Annotated in this window: 14 protein-coding genes; 10 read left to right on the forward strand and 4 right to left on the reverse strand. The window is 44.5% G+C overall.

The window, feature by feature from the left end:
• Window positions 1–71: 71 nt before the first annotated feature.
• Window positions 72–470 (reverse strand): hypothetical protein, encoded by a 399-nt coding sequence (locus AB4558_RS16130; RefSeq protein WP_372074230.1) that lies wholly within the window; start codon window positions 468–470, stop codon window positions 72–74.
• Window positions 471–605: 135 nt separating this feature from the next.
• Between AB4558_RS16130 and AB4558_RS16135 the strand changes: the two genes are divergently transcribed.
• The 3 genes from AB4558_RS16135 (at window position 606) to AB4558_RS16145 (ending at window position 6,814) form a co-directional block, all read left to right on the forward strand.
• Window positions 606–1,934 (forward strand): MipA/OmpV family protein, encoded by a 1,329-nt coding sequence (locus AB4558_RS16135; RefSeq protein WP_372074232.1) that lies wholly within the window; start codon window positions 606–608, stop codon window positions 1,932–1,934.
• A gap of 198 nt (window positions 1,935–2,132) precedes the next feature.
• Entirely contained in the window at window positions 2,133–6,176 is a 4,044-nt protein-coding gene (gene hrpA, locus AB4558_RS16140) for an ATP-dependent RNA helicase HrpA (RefSeq protein ID WP_372074235.1), read from the forward strand.
• Window positions 6,177–6,319: 143 nt separating this feature from the next.
• A complete protein-coding gene (locus AB4558_RS16145; RefSeq protein WP_372074237.1) occupies window positions 6,320–6,814 on the forward strand; it encodes an outer membrane beta-barrel protein in 495 nt (164 codons plus the stop codon).
• Between the two features lie 153 nt (window positions 6,815–6,967).
• Here the strand turns inward: AB4558_RS16145 and AB4558_RS16150 are convergent, their stop codons facing one another.
• Both AB4558_RS16150 and AB4558_RS16155 read right to left on the reverse strand, forming a co-directional pair.
• Window positions 6,968–7,750, reverse strand: coding sequence for a hypothetical protein (locus AB4558_RS16150; protein ID WP_136974838.1), 783 nt, complete (start codon window positions 7,748–7,750; stop codon window positions 6,968–6,970).
• Window positions 7,671–8,468: a hypothetical protein gene (locus AB4558_RS16155; protein WP_102427735.1), complete on the reverse strand. Its 798-nt coding sequence runs from the start codon at window positions 8,466–8,468 to the stop codon at window positions 7,671–7,673. Before AB4558_RS16155 ends, AB4558_RS16150 begins: the two co-directional genes overlap by 80 nt.
• 545 nt (window positions 8,469–9,013) lie before the next feature.
• Between AB4558_RS16155 and AB4558_RS16160 the strand changes: the two genes are divergently transcribed.
• The 7 genes from AB4558_RS16160 (at window position 9,014) to pheT (ending at window position 19,422) form a co-directional block, all read left to right on the forward strand.
• Complete coding sequence (locus tag AB4558_RS16160; protein WP_004741595.1) at window positions 9,014–9,799, forward strand: TetR/AcrR family transcriptional regulator; 786 nt, start codon at window positions 9,014–9,016, stop codon at window positions 9,797–9,799.
• A gap of 171 nt (window positions 9,800–9,970) precedes the next feature.
• A complete protein-coding gene (locus AB4558_RS16165) occupies window positions 9,971–12,433 on the forward strand; it encodes an RND family transporter (RefSeq protein ID WP_372074240.1) in 2,463 nt (820 codons plus the stop codon).
• A gap of 44 nt (window positions 12,434–12,477) precedes the next feature.
• A complete protein-coding gene (locus AB4558_RS16170; RefSeq protein WP_017060448.1) occupies window positions 12,478–13,284 on the forward strand; it encodes an outer membrane lipoprotein-sorting protein in 807 nt (268 codons plus the stop codon).
• Window positions 13,285–13,293: 9 nt separating this feature from the next.
• Window positions 13,294–14,502 carry a hypothetical protein gene (locus AB4558_RS16175; protein ID WP_136979923.1) on the forward strand — a complete coding sequence of 403 codons (1,209 nt, stop codon included), beginning with the start codon at window positions 13,294–13,296 and terminating at the stop codon, window positions 14,500–14,502.
• Between the two features lie 202 nt (window positions 14,503–14,704).
• Window positions 14,705–15,814 (forward strand): GGDEF domain-containing protein, encoded by a 1,110-nt coding sequence (locus AB4558_RS16180; RefSeq protein ID WP_029235308.1) that lies wholly within the window; start codon window positions 14,705–14,707, stop codon window positions 15,812–15,814.
• A 218-nt stretch (window positions 15,815–16,032) separates the two neighbouring features.
• A complete protein-coding gene (pheS, locus tag AB4558_RS16185; RefSeq protein ID WP_004734764.1) occupies window positions 16,033–17,016 on the forward strand; it encodes a phenylalanine--tRNA ligase subunit alpha in 984 nt (327 codons plus the stop codon).
• Between the two features lie 18 nt (window positions 17,017–17,034).
• Entirely contained in the window at window positions 17,035–19,422 is a 2,388-nt protein-coding gene (gene pheT, locus AB4558_RS16190) for a phenylalanine--tRNA ligase subunit beta (RefSeq protein WP_372074243.1), read from the forward strand.
• 166 nt (window positions 19,423–19,588) lie between these two features.
• Here pheT and AB4558_RS16195 read toward each other — a convergent pair whose 3' ends face one another.
• Entirely contained in the window at window positions 19,589–22,471 is a 2,883-nt protein-coding gene (locus tag AB4558_RS16195) for a TrlF family AAA-like ATPase (protein ID WP_372074244.1), read from the reverse strand.
• Window positions 22,472–22,703: the final 232 nt, after the last annotated feature.

Genomic DNA, 22,703 nt, shown 5'->3' on the forward strand with positions numbered 1-22,703 from the left:
GTCGTGGTGTTCTTTTGTTTCGAGCTTGTTCGTGTCTGGCTTTGTGGTTCCAAGCGTTGATGCTTCAAATTCTACTGAGTCAGATTCTGTTGATTATGCTCTGTAATCTCAGGCTCTGTCGTTTCAGATTCTGTTGATTCAAGAACTTCGATAACTTCTGAGCTAGAAAGTTCATGGCCCATTAGAAATATTGCCAATAGGGCATCGGCTTTGGTCTTGGTATCGGAAGGCTCGTCTAATAACAGTTCGAGCTTTTCTCGAATCATAGCAATCTCGTGCTCAACAAAGCCACGGCCTTCTTCATCCCCTTGATTGTCTTCAGGGGCATTATCGAATTCAAGAAATAGCATGTCACCGTCTAGGTTGGTATCCACCAAACGCTCAGGCAACCACGCCTCACCCATAACAATATCTGGATCGGAATCTTTGGGTAAGTGATCTATAATGTTTTGTAATTCGGAGACTTTCACAATACTTTCATTTAACCGAGAATATTCTACATTGTAACGGTCAATGCCGAGCAAACCTAAAAATAGTTAGCCGTCATGGTTAATAAATGTCTAATCAGTAAAACAATATTTTTTTCAAAGAGTAATTACACAAGAATGAAGCTCAAATATTTACCGACTCTTCCTTCATCTGGATTGGTTTTACTAGGTAGCGCTTTCCTAAGTGGCATTTTCGTAAGTGCTAATGCGTGGGCCGCTGAAGAGCAAGAGTGGGGCATCGCTGCAATGTTCCGTACAGCAAGCATCCCTTATGACACGTCTGGTGGCGACCAATCGGTTAGCTCATTCGTACCGATGCTGTTTTTCAAGAACGATTATGTGTTTATTGACGGTACTGAGATGGGGGCATACCTCTATCAAACTGACGATGAGAAGTGGTCTTTCAATGCTATCTCTCGCATGCGCTTTATTGATATTCCTGCATCTGAGCAGAACGCGATTGAAGGCGATACGGCGGACTTTGGTGCTCAACTGACCTACCAACTTGATGATTCTTGGTTTGTCGAGACGGAGTTAATGAGCGACAGTGAATACAACTTCCACGGTAACTTACGAGCTAAAGCCAAGTATGAAACTGGAGATTGGGAGTTTTACCCGAGCGCGACGCTGCGTTATAAAAGTGCTGATTTCAACAGTGAGTATTACTCCGCATCTAATGAAACCATTGGTGCTGGTGTTGACTTAAATGTTGGTGTTGAAACGCGTTACCATGTGGTTTCTAACTTGTACTTATTGGGTTCAACCAGTGTGACTCGATTGGACGATAACGCTTACGATTCTTCGATTGTTGAAGACCGTTATCAGGGGGAATTGTACCTTGGCTTTGGTTTCTTTAACGACAAAGAGAAAGCGCCAAAACCTAAACTGAGCAATGCGCCTTACTTACGTGTCGCACACGGCTGGGGAACGCCATCCAATATTGGTGACATCATGAAGTTCAATAGAGAAAAAGACGAATACAACAACCAGTTGACCTCGTTCTTCTATGGACACCCATTAACTGATGAGATCTTCGGCTTGCCATTGGATATCTATTTGACCCCAGGTATTGCCCACCACTGGAGCTCAGACGTTCAATCAAGCAGCACCGAATACATTATCGCAATCAAAGCGTATTACACCTTTGATTGGCCAACTCAGTGGCGTGTTGGTGTGGCAGAAGGTATGTCTTACATCGATTCGATTACCTACATCGAAGGCTCTGAGATGGAGCGTAAAGGCTACACAGCAAGCCATCTATTGAACTACTTAGACTTCTCATTCGATGTCAACGTTGGCGACTTGATTGGTAAGAATGACTTGAACAACTTATGGTTCGGTTATTCATTGCATCACCGTTCTGCAATCTTTGAAAAATCCTCTCAGTATGGTCGTATCAAAGGCGGTAGTAACTACAACACGGTTTACTTCCAATATGAGTTTTAAGCGCAGTTTTTAACGTTAGCTTTAAACCAGAGTTGACTAAGTACGAATTACATTTGACCGCGCTTTCATAGCTCCTGCGAGTGTTAGCGAGATTAATCAGCCTGATAGCTAAAGGTTTTCCCTTTGCTGTCAGGCTTTTTTGTTTGAGACTTGTGATATAATCGCGCGAGTTTAATAAGTACAAGAATAGGACACGCTTTGACTTCGTCTCCGGAAAAAGCAGATAACAACAAGAATGCAGCACAGCCAAGTTCTTCACAGAGCAAAGCGAAACCAAACCAAGCTGCATCGAAAAAATCTGCTGAACAATCAGCGACAAACAACAAATCATCTCAGAATAGCCCAGCCTCTCTTCGTAAAGCGCTCAACGAATGTATGATGCGCGATCGCTTCCGTTTGAGTAAGCGAATTGCTGGTGCGAGTAAAATTAAGAACGAACAAGCTAAGCACGCTGTCTTTGATGAGATTGCGTTAGACATTGCTAAGTCAATGATGACGGCAACTCAGCGCGCGGCACAGAAACCAACGATTGAATACCCAGAAATTCTCCCGGTTAGCCAAAAGCGCGAAGACATCGCGAAAGCCATCGCTGAAAACCAAGTGGTTATCGTGGCGGGTGAAACGGGTTCGGGTAAAACCACTCAGCTACCAAAAATCTGTTCTGAGCTTGGCCGCGGCCGCTTTGGCTTAATTGGTCACACTCAGCCCCGTCGTCTTGCGGCGCGTTCGGTTGCGAACCGTATTGCTGAAGAGATGGAAACACAGCTGGGTGAGTTCGTTGGTTATAAGGTTCGATTCAACGACCAGATTTCTGACAATACCCAAATCAAACTGATGACCGACGGTATTCTACTGGCGGAGATTCAACACGACCGTTTCTTAAATCAGTACGACACCATCATTATCGATGAAGCGCACGAACGTAGCCTGAACATCGATTTCATCATGGGTTACCTGAAAGAGTTACTGCCAAAGCGTCCTGATCTGAAAGTGATCATCACGTCGGCAACCATCGATCCAGAGCGTTTCTCTAAGCACTTCAACAATGCACCGATCATTGAAGTGTCTGGTCGTACTTACCCAGTTGATACGCGTTACCGCCCATTCGGTGGTGATGAAAGTGATTCAGACCGCGACCAAATCGAAGGCATCTTTGAAGCCGTTGATGAGCTGTGTGATGAAGGCCTTGGCGATATCTTGATCTTCATGAACGGTGAGCGAGAAATTCGTGATACCGCAGATGCATTAAGTAAACGCAACCTTCGTGATACCGAAATTGTCCCGCTTTACGCGCGTCTATCGGCGGGTGAGCAGAACCGTATCTTCCAGTCTCATACTGGTCGACGCATCGTTCTGGCAACCAACGTGGCAGAAACCTCGTTAACCGTTCCGGGCATCAAGTATGTTATCGACCCGGGTACGGCGCGTATTAGCCGCTACAGCTATCGTACTAAAGTACAACGTCTACCGATTGAGCCAGTGTCTCAAGCGAGTGCAAACCAGCGTAAAGGTCGTTGTGGTCGTGTTGCAGAAGGTATCTGTATTCGTTTGTACTCTGAGGAAGATTTCGAGTCACGCCCAGAGTTTACTGACCCAGAGATTCTTCGTACTAACCTAGCATCGGTTATCCTTCAGATGACAGCGCTAGGCCTAGGCGATATTCAAGCGTTCCCATTTGTTGAAGCGCCCGATAAGCGCAACATTCAAGACGGTGTAAGGCTGCTTGAAGAGCTTGGTGCGATCGCCACCGTTGAACCGTCAGCGAACAAAAACAAGAACCACGGCGACGACAAGAAGAAGCTAACCGCGATTGGTCGTAAGCTGGCAAAACTGCCTATCGATCCACGTTTAGCGCGTATGGTAATTGAAGCGCCACGTAACCGATGCCTACACGAAGTGATGGTGATCGCGTCTGCGTTGTCGATTCAAGATCCGCGTGAGCGTCCATCAGATAAGCAACAATCGTCTGATGACAAGCACAAGCGTTTCTTCGATAAAGAGTCTGACTTCATCACGTTTGTGAACTTATGGGATTACATCAAGCAGCAGCAAAAAGCATTGTCGAGTAACCAGTTCCGCAAACAGTGTAAGCAAGATTACCTCAACTATTTACGTATCCGTGAATGGCAAGATGTGTACTTCCAAATTCACCAAGCAATGCGTGAGCTAGATACTAAGTTGAATACAGAACCGGGCAGCTACGATGGCATTCACATGTCACTGCTATCAGGTCTGCTTTCGCACATTGGTATGAAAGACCAAGAGAAGAATGAGTATCAAGGTGCACGTAATGCACGCTTCCACATCTTCCCTGCGTCTGGCCTATTTAAGAAACAGCCTAAGTGGATCATGTCTGCGGAGCTGGTAGAAACCTCAAAACTTTGGGGCCGTGTTATCGCGAAGATTCAACCTGAATGGATTGAACCGCTAGCGAAACACCTGATTAAACGCAGTTACAGCGAACCACATTGGTCGAAGAAACAAGCAGCGGTAATGGCACACGAAAAAGTGATGCTTTACGGAATCCCAATCGTACCTAAGCGCCTTGTGAACTACGGCGCGATTGATGCAACCGTCAGCCGTGAGTTGTTTGTACGTAGTGCATTAGTAGAAGGTGAGTGGGAAACCAAACACGCTTTCTTCAAGCAGAACCGTAAGCTTCTACAAGAAGTCGAAGAGCTAGAGCATAAATCGCGTCGTCGTGACATCTTGATCGACGATGATGAACTGTTCGATTTCTATGACCAGCGTGTTGGTGAAGAGGCGGTTTCTGGCCGTCACTTTGATACATGGTGGAAGAAGACCAGTCAGAAAACCCCTGAGCTGCTTAACTTTGAAAAATCGATGCTGTTCCGCGGTGATGCTAGCCACGTTACCGATCTGGATTACCCGAACTTCTGGCACCAAAACGGTATCAAGCTCAAGCTGAGTTACCAATTTGAGCCGGGCGACGATAACGATGGTGTAACGGTACACATTCCGCTGCCTATCTTGAACCAGATCGACCAGAACGGTTTTGATTGGCAGATCCCGGGTCTACGTCAAGAGCTAGTAATTAGCTTGATTAAGTCGTTACCTAAAACGCTACGCCGTAACTTTGTACCTGCGCCAAACTACGCAGATGCATTCTTGGCACGTGTGACACCGCTTGAAGCACCGTTACTGGATTCTCTTGAGAAAGAGCTACGCCGCATGACGGGTGTGGAAGTGGTACGTGATGACTGGAAGTTAGACCAGATTCCAGAGCACTTAAAGGTAACATTCCGCGCTGTAGATCATCGCAAGCGTAAGCTGAAAGAACAGAAAGATCTGCATGAGTTGAAAGAGAGCCTGAAAGACAAGGTTCAAGAAACGCTTTCTAAAGTGGCAGACGACGATATCGAGCAGCAGAACCTGCACACGTGGAGCTTTGGTGAATTACCAAAAGTCTACCAACAGAAACGTGGTGGCTACGATGTTAAAGCCTTCCCTGCGCTGGTGGATACCAAAGACAGCGTAGAGATCAAACTGTTCGAAACCGAGCAAGAGCAAATCTCGGCAATGAAATCGGGTCAGCGTCGTTTAATCTTGTTGAACGTGCCATCACCGATCAAATACTTGCACTCGAACCTGCCGAACAAATCGAAACTTGGCTTGTACTTCAACCCATACGGACAGGTACTCGATCTTATCGATGACTGTATCGCTTGTGGTATTGATAAGCTGATTGAAGAGAAGGGCGGTTTGGTTTGGGAACCAGAGCAGTTTGAAGCTCTGAAAGAACACGTACGTGCAGAGCTGGGTGATACCGTAGTAGAGATTGCTCAACAGGTTGAAACCATCCTAACCACGGCATTCAGCATCAGTAAAAAGCTGAAAGGACGCGTGGATCTTTCTATGGCATTCGCACTTTCTGACATAAAAGCTCAAGTAGAAGGTTTGATTTTTAAGGGTTTTGCCACAGAATGTGGGTGGAAACGCTTGCCGGATATTCTACGCTATATGAGAGCGATTGAACGCCGCATGGAAAAACTGCCAATTGACCCGAACAAAGATCGTCTTCACATGATCAAAGTTGAGTCAGTAATGAATGATTACAAAGAACTGCTGAATAAAATTCCAAAAGGGATCGCGGTTCCAGAAAATGTAAAAGAGGTGCGTTGGATGATAGAAGAGCTTCGTGTAAGCTTCTTCGCACAGCAGCTCGGTACGCCTTACCCAGTATCAGATAAGCGTGTTAAAAACGCGATTGATGCTTGCTAAAGGAATAAAGCTAGACGCAATGGCAAGGTTTGGGTATAAATCTTGCTTATTGCATTACTAATTGAATAGTTATTACATACAGGGCGACTTGGTGGCAATTTATTACCACTCAAGGCCTGCCACTAGGACGAAAAAGGTCGAATATGAAAAAAACGTTATTGGCACTAGCACTACTAGGTGCATCTTCAACAGCAATGGCTGATTCTTGGTTGTACGGCGGTGTAATGGGTGGTCAAAACTCATTCGCTGGTGAAGATGAAAACGCGGTGGGCATCCACGTAGGTACAGGTATCCTTCCACTAATCGGTGTTGAAGCGGGTTACTGGGATCTAGGTTCTTTCGACAACGTTAGCTACGGCAACCGTGATAAACAAGGTGTTGACGTAAGCACTGCTTACCTAGCGATCAAACCAAGCATCGACTTCGGTCCTCTTCACGTATACGCGAAGGGTGGTCTTCACTCATACGAAGTGAAAGGCGATAACTTCAAGCAAGACGACGTTGATATCATGTACGCTGTAGGCGCTGAATACTTCATCTTCGGTCCACTATCTGTAGGCGCTAGCTACCAAAACTTCAAAATGAAAGATGACGACGCAGGCGTTTTCTCTCTAAACGCAACTATTCACCTACTGTAATCAATCAGTAAAACGATCGTAAATAACGGTCGGATAGTCGTTAAAGAGTTCGTTAGAATTCATAAAAAATGCCAGCTTGATAGCTGGCATTTTTGTATCTGTTAACCGGGTAATTGCAACTCTGTTTTCTTCTAACAGGCAGCGGGTAGACGGTTACTTTTTACTGTTCAGAATACGCTGGATTCTTGGGTTAATCGCTTTGCCGTGCTGGCTTTCGTACTCTTCACGTTTTAAATCGTTTAGGTTTTTCACTGAGTTAGCGGCAAGCAGGAATTGCGGCAACTCCGTTTCCAGCATGCCTTTCTCATCTAAACGTTTTGCTTCCAAGTAGTACTTCTTAAACAGACCATCCAGCTTGTTTTCAGCCGTACGCTTCAAGTCATACAGTTTGTTCTGAATCAGCCATTTTTCAATTTTGTTGGCAGCGGTGCGAGACAACACACGGATACGGCTATCCAGCAACTCTTCTTCAGTTAAAGAATCTTTCAGGATCCACAGCTCACCCATTTGCGGCGGCCAGCTGTTGCCAAGCTGAATACGTTCGTGGCAGTGCATTAAAACGCGGTTAAGGCCGTCTGAATCAACAGAGTTGGCAAACTCAATGAACTTACCGCTTGGCTCACTACCGTACTGATATTCCCACTGCGTTTCGTACACGCTCAAGAAAGAGCCGAACACGTGAATACACCAATCGGTTAGTTCCAGCTCTGCAGGATCTTGATCAACAACAGGTACTTGTTGAGACGCACCAGAATCCGCAGCTTGTGCAGCCGCTACTTTCACTTCGGTACTTTGCGCTTCAATCACTTCAGGTACTAATGGACCTGTAGCGTCAGGTACAACAGGTTGAGCTGGCTCAGAAGGTTGGCTTTTTGCCTTTTTGAATGAGCTGCTGCCTGAAGCGTTCAGATGGGCTAAGCTTTTGTCTATACCCATTTCCTTGAGCTTGTCCTGCATTTCCTGAATATTGAGAGGTCTTCTGCTGTTGTTGTCTTTCATTTTGCTTCTCGTTAACTAGCCAGTACTGCAGCTTGGATTCAATCCGAGATAATGGCATTAATTCATTGGCTTTGGCTTTATACCAGAGGACAAATTTCTTCCATACTAAACTATGGTCACCGGTCAAACCGGAGAATTTAAACGCACGTTCTGCCCATGATGGTATCTCTTCTTCGTTGAGATCATGAGTAGAGACGGTGTTGCTGTTCATTGAGCCTCGACCTTGTGGGCGAGGGGCCTGCTGCATATGTTGCATTGGTGCCGGAGCAGGCTGAAACTTAGGTGCAGGTGCAGGTGCAGGTGCAGGTGCAGGTGCAGGTGCAGGTGCCGTAGAGTAGACCGGAATACTATTGGTCGGTTGAACCTCAACGTGCGCCGCAGTTTGCTCTTGCTCAATGAGCATTTTGAAAACGTGAATCTCTTTTTTATCCCGATAATCTACTTTTACCTTATCGAGAAAACCTTGGTCGACTAAACACTTAAGACAGTCGGCTAAACCAAACGTAGAGAGAGCACAAAGTTGACCTGCTGTTTGTAGGCACACATTGGTGTAGCCGAATTCGTCAGCACCGTCTGCAAGCATCAATAAAACCAGCTTTTCTGCAGGGCTAGAAGTATTCACTTGCCAAGCTAAATAAGAATATTTGGCGCTCAATATCGTGTTCTCAAAAAAGGTAAGTCGTTGTCACTATTGTAAGTCACCCCTTACCGAATTTATAGCAACTTAACAGAAAACGGCATTAGTAAGCCAAATATTGACCATAAGGAGACGTCTGCCCCATAAAGTAAGCCTACAGTCATTCATTCTTGTGGTTTAAGCTAGGAATCATTGGGCATGAATACGCATAGCAGCTTAAAGTGCCTACATTCTTTGTTAGGTTAAGAATGCCCAATTCGCGTCCACATTCTGTTGGTCACAATACAGGTCTTCTTTTAAAGTCTTCTCTTTAGGTCAACTATTGATGATTTTCTTAGCTATATCCCATTTATTCTCTTTCCATTCACAAAATGTATTTAATTTATAAAACCCCTTGATATGATCAATACTTGCGCTATTATGACGATAAGTCAGAAATGACGAAGCGTCACAAAATGGTTAACTACATGAATTTACTATTCGTGTTAATATATTGGATAGGAGTGTTTTAAATACTGGCGAAGCTTAGATAACGGCTAAGCTCATATACGGACTAAAAAATTATGTTTGGCTTTGGTTGTAAAGGCGATAAACAAGGTATCTTTGGTTGCAAAGGCGTGTTGTCTAAAAAGCAGCAGTCTATTGCAGACCGAGAAGTAGAGTTGATGTTGTTAGCAAAAGATCTGGTTCGAGAACAAGGGTTCGGAAACCTCACGATGGACAAGCTAACGGCAGCGAGCTCTTATTCTAAAGGTACGATATACAATCACTTTTGCAGCAAAGAAGACGTCGTTTTAGCGTTATGTATTCACTCTCTCAAGACAGAAGCAATGATGTTTGCTCGCTCTGGAGAGTTTGAAGGCAACACACGTGAAAAGATCGTCGCATTGCACGTTGCTTACCGAATCTATGCTCGCATGGAACCGGTACTATCAACCTGTGCGATCATGGCTAAAAGCCCGTGGGTACTAGAGAAAGCGTCTAGTGCACGCGTCGCCGAGATGAATGAACTGGAAGAGTTGGTGATTGAACAATGCGACTCTATGGTTAACCAAGCGGTAGAAGCGGGTGACCTAAAGTTCTCTTCTGGCGTTGGCTCAGATGCCATCGTTTTTGCTAACTGGTCAATCGCATTTGGTTCAAATGCCTTGTCACAGAACGCATCAAACAGTCATTGTATTAAGCGGTTACAAGACCCGTATTCAGTATTACACAACGCGAACATGATTCTAGACGGCCTCAATTGGCAGCCCCTTTCTAGTGACTGGGATTACCGCAAAACTTGGCGTCGTGTAGAACAAGAACTGTTCAGTGAAGAGATCGCTTACTTAGAGTCTGTAGGTCGATAGCTTCCGTTAAGCCCACACATGTGGGTTTATTAATAACCATTTTTGACGATTCGTCACAAACTTGAGACTGACCGACTGTGGTTGCTGTTTTCTTGAGTGTTTGACTAAGCATTGTGTCTTTTGTCAGCTTCGGCTGGCTTTTTATGACACAAATATGACGAATCGTCACAAATGGAGACTGTGATGAAACATGACAGCCAGAAGCCCACGTTCGATCAGCAAAACCGAGATAACCCTAATGCCGATAGCGCAAACACAGATCTAAACAGTTGGCACTCAATACCTACCAAGCGTTCGTTTATCGTTCTGCTGGTGGTGTTTTCAATCATCATTCTCTCTGCATTAGGGGCTAAGAACCTCTACTTTAGAGGGGACTACAACATCTTCTTCGAAGGCACCAACAAGCAGTTGATGGCGTTCGATGAAATCCAAACCACCTTTGCAAAAACCGACAACCTTGCGATTGTTGTCGCACCTGAAGATGGCAATGTCTTCACCCCTGAAACTCTCACCCTGATTCAAAATCTCACGGTTGATGCGTGGCAGATCCCGTATTCAAGCCGTGTCGATTCCCTTGCTAATTATCAGCACACCGAAGCCATTGAAGATGATCTTTTGGTAGAAGACTTGCTGTATGAAGAGTACGAACACACACCAGAACGCATCGCCAAAGTAAAACAGATCGCCCTTAACGAGCCGTTGCTTAAGAATGCCTTGGTGTCGGCCTCTGGCGATGTGACGATTGTGAACGTCACCGTGCAACTGCCAGAAGTGGACAAAACCGCAGAAGTGCAAGAGGTGATTGCGGCAATCAATACCATGATCGGCAAGTACCGAGCTCAGTATCCTAATGTCGAATTCCATAAAGCGGGCATCATAGCCATGAACAACGCGTTTATGACTTCGGCTCAAGAAGACAGCTCAACGCTCGTTCCCTTAATGCTGTTGGTGGTACTGGTGTTCCTGACCTTTATGCTGCGCTCGTTCTTTAGTGTGGTGGCGACGCTCATTGTGATCATCTCTTCGATTGTTGCCACCATGGGATTGTCTGGTTGGGCAGGGATGTTCTTGAGTACCGCAACCGTGAATGTGCCAACCTTGGCTTTAACTTTGGCGGTGGCTGATTGTGTTCACGTGATTGTGACCATGAGACAAGCGATGCAGCGCGGTATGGAGAAAGCACAAGCCATTCAATACAGCATCAAGCTCAATGCGATGCCGATTCTGATCACCTCGGTGACCACTGCGATTGGTTTCCTGATGATGAACATGTCGGACTCACCAGTGCTGCGTGATTTCGGTAACTTATCGGCACTGGGTGTACTTATTGCGTGCTTCTTGTCTGTGACTATGTTGCCAGCGTTGCTAAAACTGCTGCCAGTCAAACGTCTACCTGCCAACTCTAAGGCGGCAGACAAAGTCACCTTCATGGATAAGCTGGGCGATTTTGTCGTAACTAACCGTAAAGCACTGCTGCCGATTTCTACGCTAGTGATTGTTGGCGCTGCCGCGTTAATTCCGCTCAACAAAGTCAACGATGAATCGGTGAAGTATTTCGATACCTCAAGTGAATTCAGACAAGCGGCCGACTTCATGGAAGAGACCGTCAGCGGCATGACAACCCTCAGTATCGCAGTGAAAACTAACGAGTCTCAAGCGATTGCTGATCCTGTGTTCTTGCAAGCGATTGGTGACTTTACTGAGTGGCTACGTGTTCAACCAGAAACCGACCATGTCGCCACGCTTTCTGATGTTTACATGCGTTTGAACAAGAATATGCATGCCGACGACGACAGCTACTACAAGCTACCGCTGAACCGTGAACTTGCCGCGCAATATCTGCTGCTTTACGAAATGTCTCTGCCGTACGGCTTGGACTTGAACAACCAGATCAACGTCGATAAATCATCGATCAAAATGGTACTCACCGTCGATAACCTTGGCAGCGTTGAGCTAGTCGAACTCGAAGAGCGCATTTACTCATGGTTTGCAGCCAATGCACCGCAATATGAAGTGGTGGCTTCGAGCCCGTCACTGATGTTTGCTCATATTGGCGAAACCAACATGGCGAGCATGCTATCAACTTTGCCTATCACCCTAGTGCTTATCTCTGGCTTGATGATCTTTGCATTGCGCTCGGTTCGCTTAGGCATGATCAGCCTAGTGCCCAACATTGCGCCTGCGATCATTGGCTTTGGTTTATGGGCGCTTATCTCAGGTGAAATCAACCTCGGTTTGTCAGTCGTGGTCACGCTCACACTGGGTATCGTGGTTGATGATGCGGTGCACTTCTTGAGTAAATACCAGCGCGCAAGAATCGAAGGGAAATCAGCAGAAGAAGCGGTTCGATACGCTTTCCACACCGTAGGTCGCGCTTTGTGGATCACCACTGTTGTGCTAGTGGCCGGTTTCTCTGTACTGGCGATGTCGAGCTTCAGACTCAACTCCGACATGGGCTTACTCAGCGCGATTGTGATTTTCATTGCGCTGGTGGTCGATTTCATCTTGCTACCAAGCTTACTGATGATCTTCGACAAACAGACCCACTATTCAGCTAAAACTCAGCACGAATCAAAGCCAGATACCAAGTCGCAGCCTAGATCGACAGCCGAACTGACTACTTCGACCAAATAAGGAAACGTCGGCCTGCTGCGGTGGGCTGACTCAAGGAGATATTTATGAAAAGCGTTAAACAAACATTCGCTACTACATTACTTACTGTTAGCTCGTTGGCACTGAGCACATTCGCCGCTTTCCCAGCGTTAGCAGACCCTGCGAAAGGCTTAGAAATTGCCGAGCAACGTAAAGCGGTCGATGTCGGGTGGGGCGATTCTGTCGCAACCATGGAAATGCTACTTCGCAACAAGCAGGGCGAAAGCAGTACACGTCTGATGCGATTGAAATCTTTGGAAGTCGATGACGATGGCGACAAAGGCTTAACCATTTTTGATGAACCACGCGACGTAAAAGGCACGGCTTTCCTAAACCATTCGCACATCACCAAATCCGATGACCAGTGGTTGTATCTTCCTGCACTCAAGCGTGTAAAACGCATCTCTTCACGCAACAAATCTGGCCCGTTTATGGGCAGTGAATTTGCGTATGAGGACTTAAGCTCGTTTGAACTTGAAAAGTACACCTTCAACTACATTGAAGACGCGAAACTGGAAGGCGTAGACACCTTTGTTTTAGAGCAAGTACCGACCGATAAAAACTCAGGCTACACCATGCAAAAGGTATGGCTAGACCAACAGCACTACCGCCCAATGAAAGTCGAGTTTTACGACCGCAAAGGCGCACTGCTTAAAACTCTATCGTTCCAAGATTACAAACAGTACCTAAACCAATACTGGCGCGCACACACCATGGCGATGCAAAACCATCAAACAGGCAAAAGCACCGTATTAACCACGACAGATTTAGTGTTCCAGACCGGTCTTAAAGACAAGGATTTCCAAAAGAACACACTAAAACGTGCGAAATAAGGCAGGAATATGAAAAGGATTGTGGCAACAGGAACCCAATTATCCTTAACCTTGGCGGCGACCGTCGGGCTTATGCAGGTGTCGTTGCCTTGTGTGGCGGCAGGCTTTAGTCCTGATATCGCAGGGCAGGTTAACCTTGAACATAGGCAGTTCTTTAGCGACGGCTTACAAGGGCAAGACAAAGGACAAAGCTCACTGGTGTTGCAGCCAGAGTTTTACTGGGAGCAACAAGAGGGCAACGGCAGCATTACCTTCACCCCGTTTTATCGCCTAGACAGTGAAGACGATGAACGAACTCATGGTGATATTCGCGAAGCCTTGTATTTAACCTATTGGGATGATTACGAACTGCGAGCGGGTGTTGGAAAGGTATTTTGGGGCGTAACCGAATCGGCGCATTTAGTGGATGTGGTAAACCAGACCGATGCCATTGAATCGGTCGATGGCGAATCCAAGTTAGGTCAGCCTATGGTGCACTTCACCTCGATAAAAGAGTGGGGCACCATAGACGCCATGTTACTGCCGTATTTTCGTGAGCGTACCTTCGCAGGCGAAGACGGTCGATTAAGGCCAACCGTGCTAGTATCGGACGATGCGCTTTACGAATCTTCACGAGAAGAAAAACACGTTGATGTGGCATTGCGTTACAGCCAAATGTACGGTGATTGGGATGTCGGTTTAAGCTACTTAGGCGGCACAAACCGCGACCCTTATTACCGTGTGGAAGGCAATCAACTCAAGCCATACTACGCCCAAATGCAACACTTCGGATTGGATGTTCAAGGCATTATCGGTGACTGGTTATGGAAGCTGGAAAGCATTTATCGCGACAGCTACGACAACCATACCGGCGTGGCGACAGGCTTTGAATACACTTGGGTAGGGGCGCTTGAATCGTACTGGGACATCGGCTTCATCGCTGAATACCTGTATGACAGCCGAGGCAACAATGCCCAAACCATCGGCCAAAATGATGTGTTCCTTGGCGCCCGTTTCGCTTTGAACGATGAAGACGGCACCGAAGTGCTTACTGGTATCACTCAAGACTTAGATAACAGTGATGTCTACAGTGCCAAGCTAGAGGCATCGAGCCGTATTAACAACAATCTCAAGTGGCGACTGAATGCTTGGTTGTTTGAGAACGAAACCCCAGAAGACTTGTTGTTCTTCGCACGTAAGGATGATTTTGTTGAGATGGCGTTGGAATATTATTTCTAGTGTTAGCTTTATGAGGCGTTCTTGTTAAGAGGGGCGTCTCAAATTTAAGATGAGTTATATTTAGAGTGTTCAATATCTTCTTTTTATAAAATGGATCAAACAATCGAATAAACCTACAGGTAAAATGGTTATATTTTTTCAGTATCTATAACCTCCGAATATGCATGTAAATCGTGCTGGTGGTATCGGCCTTAAGGGATTTATGAATTCATTTAATTGGGATAAAAACTTTGAAACAGGCATTGGTGTTGTAGATGAACAGCATCAATATCTTGTTGGTATTATCAACCACTACGGAAATCTGTTGTCAGAGAACACTATCTCTATCGACGACATAAACGTCGCTTTACTCGATCTCACATGCTATGCCGAATTTCACTTTAAAGAAGAAGAATCTTTGATGAGAGATTGCGGTGTGTATGAGCGACACATTGAAGAGCATATCAAAGTGCATCGTGTATTTATGCAAGATATCTACAGTATGCAAGCTTTCATCATGGAAGAAGATCAGTCGTCAGCACGGCAGTTACTTGATTTATTGATCCACTGGCTTGCTTACCACATCCTCGGCATCGACCAAAACATGGCGCGACAAATGACCGCGATAGAAGAGGGCGCGACACCTCTGCAAGCCTTTGAAGCGGAAGAAAAGCAGCAAGATTCTGCGACTGTCCCGCTGTTGGCTGCGCTTAACGGCCTGTTTGAACAAGTCTCTGAACGAAACAAACAGTTGTTACGCTTCAACCAGTTACTCGAAGATAAAGTTGAGGAACGTACGGCAGAATTAAAACGAGCGAATAAGAGACTTGAAGAACTGTCATTAACCGACTCTCTTACTAATTTGCATAACCGTCGTAGTGCTTTTAAACAGTTAGCGCTGCATTGGCAAGACTCCAAAGAACTGGGCATGCCTTTAGTGTGTATTATGATTGATGCCGACCACTTCAAGCGCATTAATGACACCAGCGGCCATGATGCAGGCGACTTGGTGCTACAAACCCTCTCGCGTGAACTGAAAAACACGTTCCGTAATGATGATATTGTTTGCCGGTTAGGTGGCGATGAGTTCTTGGTTATTTGCCCAAACACCGACCTTAAAGGTGGGATGTACATCGCGGAAACCGCTCGACAGAAAGTGTCTGAATTAGAGGTTGAAACCAGTCATCAAGTTTGGATTGGCAGTATTAGTGTCGGTGTCGCTGAAATGACCCAAGAATTCGAAACCATGAACGAATTGATTAAAGCGGCGGATGAGTCCGTCTATTTAGCAAAAAACGCAGGGAAGAACAGCGTTTGTTCTATTCAGATCTAGCCTTCAGGTCATTTCCAAATTAAGAAGTGGCACCTGTAATTGTTCCACTTCTTCCTACTCCTCATTAATATCCTGTTAAATTTGCCGTGTTTTTAGGCAATAACTTGTTCTTTTAGCGATTCAATTTGGCATTGGTTGCGTGTTTGATTACTATGTGTAGCTATCTAAAAAAACTAATCATCCGATACGGACACTACCAACTGGTAGATGAGGAAATGATGCAACATCTAGAAGAGATCATTGCTAATGCAACGACTGCTATTGATACAGCAGATTCGTTAGTCGCACTTGATGAAGTGCGAGTTCAGTATTTAGGTAAGAAGGGTGAACTAACTCTTCAACTACAAAGCCTAGGTAAACTTCCACCTGAAGAGCGTCGCACTGCTGGTCAAGAGATCAACAAAGCGAAAGGTGCTGTTCAACAAGCGATCGCAGCTCGCAAAGACGCACTACAACGTGCAGAGCTTGAAGCGAAACTAGCTGAAGAAACTATCGATGTGAGCCTACCAGGTCGTCGCATTGAGAACGGTGGTCTTCACCCAGTTACTCGCACTGTTGAGCGTATCGAACAGTTCTTTGGTGAGCTTGGCTTTAGCACTGAGTCTGGCCCTGAGATCGAAGATGCATTCCACAACTTTGATGCACTAAACATCGCAGACGATCACCCAGCTCGTACTGATCACGATACTTTCTTCTTCAACCCTGATCTAATGCTACGTACGCACACTTCTGGTGTTCAAATCCGTACGATGGAAAACGGCAAACCGCCATTCCGCTTCATTGCTCCGGGTCGTGTTTACCGTAACGACTACGATCAAACTCACACGCCAATGTTCCACCAAGTGGAAGGTATGTTAGTTGATGAGAACGTAAACTTCGCACAACTTAAAGGCATTCTTAACGATTTCCTTTGTAACTTCTTTGAAGAAGAAGTTGAAGTGCGTTTCCGTCCTTCATTCTTCCCGTTCACAGAGCCTTCAGCTGAAGTTGACGTGAAACGTAAAGATGGCAAATGGCTAGAAGTTCTAGGCTGTGGCATGGTTCACCCTAACGTACTTCGCTCTGTTGGCATCGACCCTGAGAAATACTCTGGTTTTGCATTCGGTATGGGTGTAGAGCGTCTAACGATGCTTCGTTACGGCGTAAATGACCTTCGTGCGTTCTTCGAGAACGACCTTCGTTTCCTTAAACAATTCAAGTAATCCGGGGCAGTCGAAACTATGAAATTCAGTGAATCTTGGCTACGCGAGTGGGTTAAACCTGCAATTAACAGCGAAGAGCTAGCTCACCAAATCACTATGGCTGGTTTGGAAGTTGACGATGTAGAACCTGTTGCTGGTGAATTCACCGGCGTTAAAGTAGGTAAAGTGGTTGAGTGCGGTCAGCACCCAGACGCAGACAAACTACAAGTAACTAAAATTGATATCGGCGAAGAAGAGCTGTTAGACATCGTATGTGGTGCATCTAACTGTCGTCTTGGCCTAACTGTAGCAGTAGCAACAGTTGGCGCAGTACTGCCTGGTAACTTCAAAATCAAGAAAGCAAAACTACGTGGCGTTCCATCGCACGGCATGCTTTGTTCTTTCTCTGAGCTAGGTATCGACGTAGAGTCTGACGGCATCCTTGAGCTACCAGAAGGCACAACGCTAGGCATGGACGTACGTGAGCTTCTTGAGCTTAACGACGTAACTATCGACGTAGACCTAACAGCAAACCGCGCAGACTGCTTCAGCATCCGTGGCCTTGCTCGTGAAGTTGGCGTACTAAACCGCGCAGACGTTACAGAGCCAACAGTTGACGCTGTTGCAACAAGCATTGAAGACACAGTATCTGTTGAAATCAAAGCAACTGATGCTTGTCCACGTTACCTTGGCCGTGTGGTTAAGAACGTAAACGTGAAAGCGGAATCTCCAATCTGGATGCAAGAAAAACTGCGTCGTTGTGGTATCCGTTCAATCGACCCAGTTGTAGACATCACAAACTACGTGATGCTAGAGCAAGGCCAACCAATGCACGCATTTGATCTCGCTAAGATCGAAGGCGGTATCGTGGTTCGTCTAGCAGAGCAGGGCGAAAAGCTAACACTTCTAGATGGCAACGAAGCTGAACTAAACAGCAACACGCTTGTTATCGCTGACCAAAACAAAGCACTAGCAATCGCTGGTATCTTTGGCGGTCAAGATTCAGGTGTTACTACTGAAACGACAGACGTACTTCTTGAAGCAGCATTCTTCGCACCGGATCACATCCGTGGTCGCGCACGTGCTTACGGCCTTCACACTGATTCTTCTCTACGTTTCGAACGTGGTGTTGATTCAACGCTACAAGCAGCAGCTATGGAGCGTGCAACACAGCTTCTAGTTGAAATCTGTGGTGGTGAAGTTGCGCCAGTAAACGGCAGCGAATCTGAAGCTGATCTTCCTAAAGCAAACGTAGTTGCTCTACGTCGCGCTAAGCTAGATAGCTTACTAGGTCACGAAATCCCATCTACAGACGTAGTGGAAATTCTTACTCGCCTAGGTTGTAACGTTGAAACGACAGACGCTGGTTGGACGGCAACGTCTCCATCTTGGCGTTTTGATATCGCAATCGAGCAAGACCTAATTGAAGAAGTAGGTCGTATCTACGGTTACGATAACATTCCAAACCAAGCGCCTAAAGCCGCACTTAAAATGAATGACCACAAAGAAGCTGACCAGCCGCTTAAGCGCGTTCGTGACCTTCTTGTAGACCGTGGCTACCACGAAGCAATCACATACAGCTTCGTAGAACCAGAACAGCAAAAATTGGTTGTACCTGGTGTTGAGCCGCTAATCCTGCCATTCCCAATCTCTGCGGACATGTCAGCAATGCGTCTTGGCCTAATCCAAGGTCTACTAAACACAGTTGTTCACAACCAGAAGCGTCAACAGTCTCGCGTTCGTCTATTCGAATCAGGCCTACGTTTCATCCCTGAAGCAACGGCTGAAAACGGCATGCGCCAAGAAATGATGCTTGCGGGCGTTATCTCTGGTACTCGTGGCGAAGAGCACTGGGACATTGCAACTAACACTGTAGATTTCTTCGATCTTAAAGGTGACCTAGAAGCAGTTCTTGAGCTTTCTGCAAACGAAATCGCATACAGCTTCAAAGCAGCTAAGCACCCAGCACTTCACCCAGGTCAAACTGCGGCTATCGTCGTAGACGGCAAAGAAGTGGGTATCATTGGTACTGTTCACCCAGAACTAGAGCGTAAGTTTGGTCTTAACGGCCGCACTATCGTATTCGAAATCGAATGGGCAGCTATCAACACTCGCGTGCTTCCAGAAGCAGTAGCCGTATCTAAGTTCCCTGCAAACCGTCGTGATATCGCAGTAGTTGTTGACGAAGCAGTAGCTTCTGGCGACATCGTAGAAGCGTGTATCGCTGCTGGTGGCGAATTCCTAACAGGCGCTAAACTGTTCGACGTATACGTTGGTCAAGGCGTTGAAGAAGGTAAGAAGAGCCTAGCAATCGCACTTAGCCTACAGTCTGTAGAGCGCACACTTGAAGATGCAGACATCGCTGGTTCAGTAGATGCTATCGTAGCTTCAATCTCAGAGAAATTCGGCGCAGCACTTCGCGACTAATCTCTTCTGATAGATAGAAAATCAAAGGCCTCGCATTGCGAGGCCTTTTTTTGTGGAGCAGGGCTCTAAATCGTAACTGGAAAGGTGAACTAAAGATTAGACTCTCGAGTGATTTTATTTAGTTCAATAAAATCAATACTTTAAAAGCAAGGGCGTAGTTGTCAATCTAGTTGATTTGATACTTATCTCGCCTCAATGTGAAGGCAGGGATTGTTCCTTCTAGTACCTCAACAATATGATTATTGATAATCTGAGATTCGATACCACCTGATATGAATGAAAAACGGTTGCCATCTTCTTTGTCTATTTCCACTTTAATAACTTGCTCTGAATCCGAAACAACAGCTAAATTAGGGTTGTGGGTTACCATTATAATTTGACGATTTAACTTAGCATCTCTGATATAAGGAACTAAAACCGTAGCTACGCTATTATTATCTAGGTTATCTTCTGGCTGATCAATTATTAATGGAATGTCTTCCTTATCTAGGACCAGGTAGAATACTAGCAGTAAAGCCCCTTTTTCTCCCGGGGATAACTGGTCTAAACTTTTTCCCTTTTGTCTTAAATCATAGTGCGGTGATAAATACTCTAATCCAAAAATAAGATCGTAGAGTTCTTTTCGGTTGTTCGTGACATCTCCTATAAATATTGGTGCTTCTTTCTTATTTTCTCGATGATCGCACTCAAGATAATCGATCAGTTTACAAAGGAAAGATGTGATACTTTCACCATCATCCCAATCCGTAGCTCCAATTAGATCTTCATCTAGTATTCTAGAACCTTCATCAACTCCAAAAAAAGTGCCAGAACGATTTTGCTTTATATTCCTAAGAATATTCTTTGCAAGGTCACTATCTGGATAAAAAGCGCTAACAATATTTAATCCAGAAACATCTGACCCATTTAATACTGGGTCAATTTCAGATTTAATATCGTCATAAAACTCCTTTATCTCAGATTTAATCTTGAATATTTCCCGTGTTTTACTTAAACGCTCTTCTCTTAAACCGTTTAGTTTTTCAGGTAAATCTTCGCTAATAAAATTCAAAGCTGCTATATAATAATTTAATGTTCCATTTTTATCAGAGCTACCTTCGATCTCATCTTTGCGGACTTGCCAATTTGCGAGATTACGTAGGTAGTCTTGGTATACTTTTTGTTCTCCAGTAAACTGTGATTCAAGTATTGATATATCATGCTCATAGCGCTTTATTTTAGATTGTATATTTAATGTAGAGATATCCGCTTTCTGATAGTCATCGTGCAAAACAATTTCTTTTAGATCAGATTCCAGTTGATTCTCTACAACAGATATTTCTTTATCCAAAGATTCTTTATCAAATTTATAATCTATAAATTCTGAAATTTTGATTCCTAGAGGTTTTAGTTCATCATCGGCCTTTTCTAATACATTATTAATATCGTCAAATTTTGATATTAATTCAGCGTTGAAACCCACTAGGCGACTTGTAAGTTGAGAACGGGAGCTAATCGATTCATTTAGCTCATTGAATTGTATTTCCAGTCGAGCCTTACTATCGATTAACTTTTGTAAAGTTGCTTTCTTTTCTCTTACTTCTTCGGTTTCTTCTTTTTTTGACGGGTCTGCAATTTCTAAAGGTTTTGTCGTAATGTGGACTCTTAATTCCTCTTGAACAATAGCTTTTTGACTAATAAAACTCTCTGCCTTGCTTGGACTGCTCCAATCTTCAAGATTTATTATTTTTTCATTTAAAGAGCGAACTTCTTCCAAAAGGTGATGAAGAAGTTTATTTACTGCCTCTTTTTTAAATGTGATTAGCTCGCTGAAAGTGGGTTGTCCAAAACGTTTATGGTAAGGAACATATTGAAAAACCACTTTTTCTACTTCAGCCCGAAAAGCTTCAACTTTCCCTATTTCATTACAAACTTTTTCAAAATAACTTTGAGGCAAGTAACGCACTAGTCGCTGTTGATTAGTAGCTATCTCATGAGTGAGAAGTCTGTCACTCGACGTTTTACCGCTCTCGAAGGTTAACTTCGCACTAAATCTATCTGCGAGACCTCTTTTTTTAAATTTGTTTTTGTGTAGGAATAAAAAGTCATCTGAATGTTCTGAGTCAGCGCACATAGCAATGATGTCAGAAATTGCACTCTTACCGTTACCTTTATGTCCAATTATAGTGACCAACTCACTATTTAATGGGATATCAATATCCTCAAACCATTTATTCTTCGCATCATGTTTACCAGTCATAGAGATATTCAATGATTTTATATACTTTGTTCTATTTTCTCTAACCCTGGCTATTACTGGAGGTTCGTCACCGATATAAAATCTACTTTCTGGCTCGTTTAAAGCGTATTTTAGCCCAGCAAAATTTGGAGTACCCTTTATCCACATCTTTTGCTTACGTTTGTAGTGACCAATATGATGATTATCAGAACATATGATCATAGGTATTGTTCGATTTATATGAGGAAACACAAATTTTCGATAACCATCTTGGTCACTTTCCTTGCCAAGTTCGTATATATCCACTTCTTGTGCGATGTCGGTTTTCTGAGCGCTATTATGTGGTAGGGAATGTGTTATGTTTTCCACTGACCCACTTTTATCCCCAGCATGAATTGTTGTGATCCCACCTAAGCTTTTCACAAGCCTCATAGTATCGATTAGGTCGCAATATACTTCATTGTGTTTTAATTGCTCAGATTTGATTTTATGTAAATCAGTCTTGTATTGCAGTTGTCCCCATACATTATTGATATCGCAATTTTCTGGAAATATGCCAATGAAATGTATGGGTTCCTTACCCCTAGCATCAGATAAAAACTCAATACCTGGTAGTACTGTAATGCCTTCACTTTTCCCTAATGATTGTAAATCATTTAGACGCTCTATATCGATCACATGATGATCGGTTATAGCAAACACTGATATACCATTTTTCTTCATTTCGGCGATGATATCGGCGTTAGTTGCTGTTTTAGCTTTATAATCGTATGAAGATTGCGTATGAAAATGCAAGTCCCACTGATGCCACTCTGAACCTCTAGATTGCATTGATAAAACCTTTTATAAATAGTGATGGAGTTAAAATTACATCGTTCTTCCATCACTAGAATCAAACATAGACAAAGATTATCATATCAATTGGTTGAGTATTTTGAATTGACTCAATATTCGTTATCAATACTAAAAGTAAGCAACAAAAGATTGTTAACCCTTAGTTAAAACATCCTTGACCCGTCTACAGCTTCACACTTTATAGTGGCTACATAGACAGAACCTTAAG

Origin of the sequence: Vibrio sp. 10N.222.51.C5, assembly GCF_041474575.1 — a bacterium.
In the GTDB taxonomy this organism is placed as follows: Bacteria; Pseudomonadota; Gammaproteobacteria; order Enterobacterales; family Vibrionaceae; genus Vibrio; species Vibrio crassostreae_C.

Excerpts from the sequence above, each read along its gene's own strand:
- AB4558_RS16135 (WP_372074232.1), top strand. The coding sequence starts at position 606 with ATGAAGCTCAAATATTTACCGACTCTTCCTTCATCTGGATTGGTTTTA.
- AB4558_RS16145 (WP_372074237.1), top strand. The coding sequence starts at position 6,320 with ATGAAAAAAACGTTATTGGCACTAGCACTACTAGGTGCATCTTCAACA.
- AB4558_RS16150 (WP_136974838.1), bottom strand. The coding sequence starts at position 7,750 with ATGGGTATAGACAAAAGCTTAGCCCATCTGAACGCTTCAGGCAGCAGC.
- AB4558_RS16160 (WP_004741595.1), top strand. The coding sequence starts at position 9,014 with ATGTTTGGCTTTGGTTGTAAAGGCGATAAACAAGGTATCTTTGGTTGC.
- AB4558_RS16165 (WP_372074240.1), top strand. The coding sequence starts at position 9,971 with ATGGAGACTGTGATGAAACATGACAGCCAGAAGCCCACGTTCGATCAG.
- AB4558_RS16170 (WP_017060448.1), top strand. The coding sequence starts at position 12,478 with ATGAAAAGCGTTAAACAAACATTCGCTACTACATTACTTACTGTTAGC.
- AB4558_RS16175 (WP_136979923.1), top strand. The coding sequence starts at position 13,294 with ATGAAAAGGATTGTGGCAACAGGAACCCAATTATCCTTAACCTTGGCG.
- AB4558_RS16180 (WP_029235308.1), top strand. The coding sequence starts at position 14,705 with ATGAATTCATTTAATTGGGATAAAAACTTTGAAACAGGCATTGGTGTT.
- pheS (WP_004734764.1), top strand. The coding sequence starts at position 16,033 with ATGCAACATCTAGAAGAGATCATTGCTAATGCAACGACTGCTATTGAT.
- pheT (WP_372074243.1), top strand. The coding sequence starts at position 17,035 with ATGAAATTCAGTGAATCTTGGCTACGCGAGTGGGTTAAACCTGCAATT.
- AB4558_RS16195 (WP_372074244.1), bottom strand. The coding sequence starts at position 22,471 with ATGCAATCTAGAGGTTCAGAGTGGCATCAGTGGGACTTGCATTTTCAT.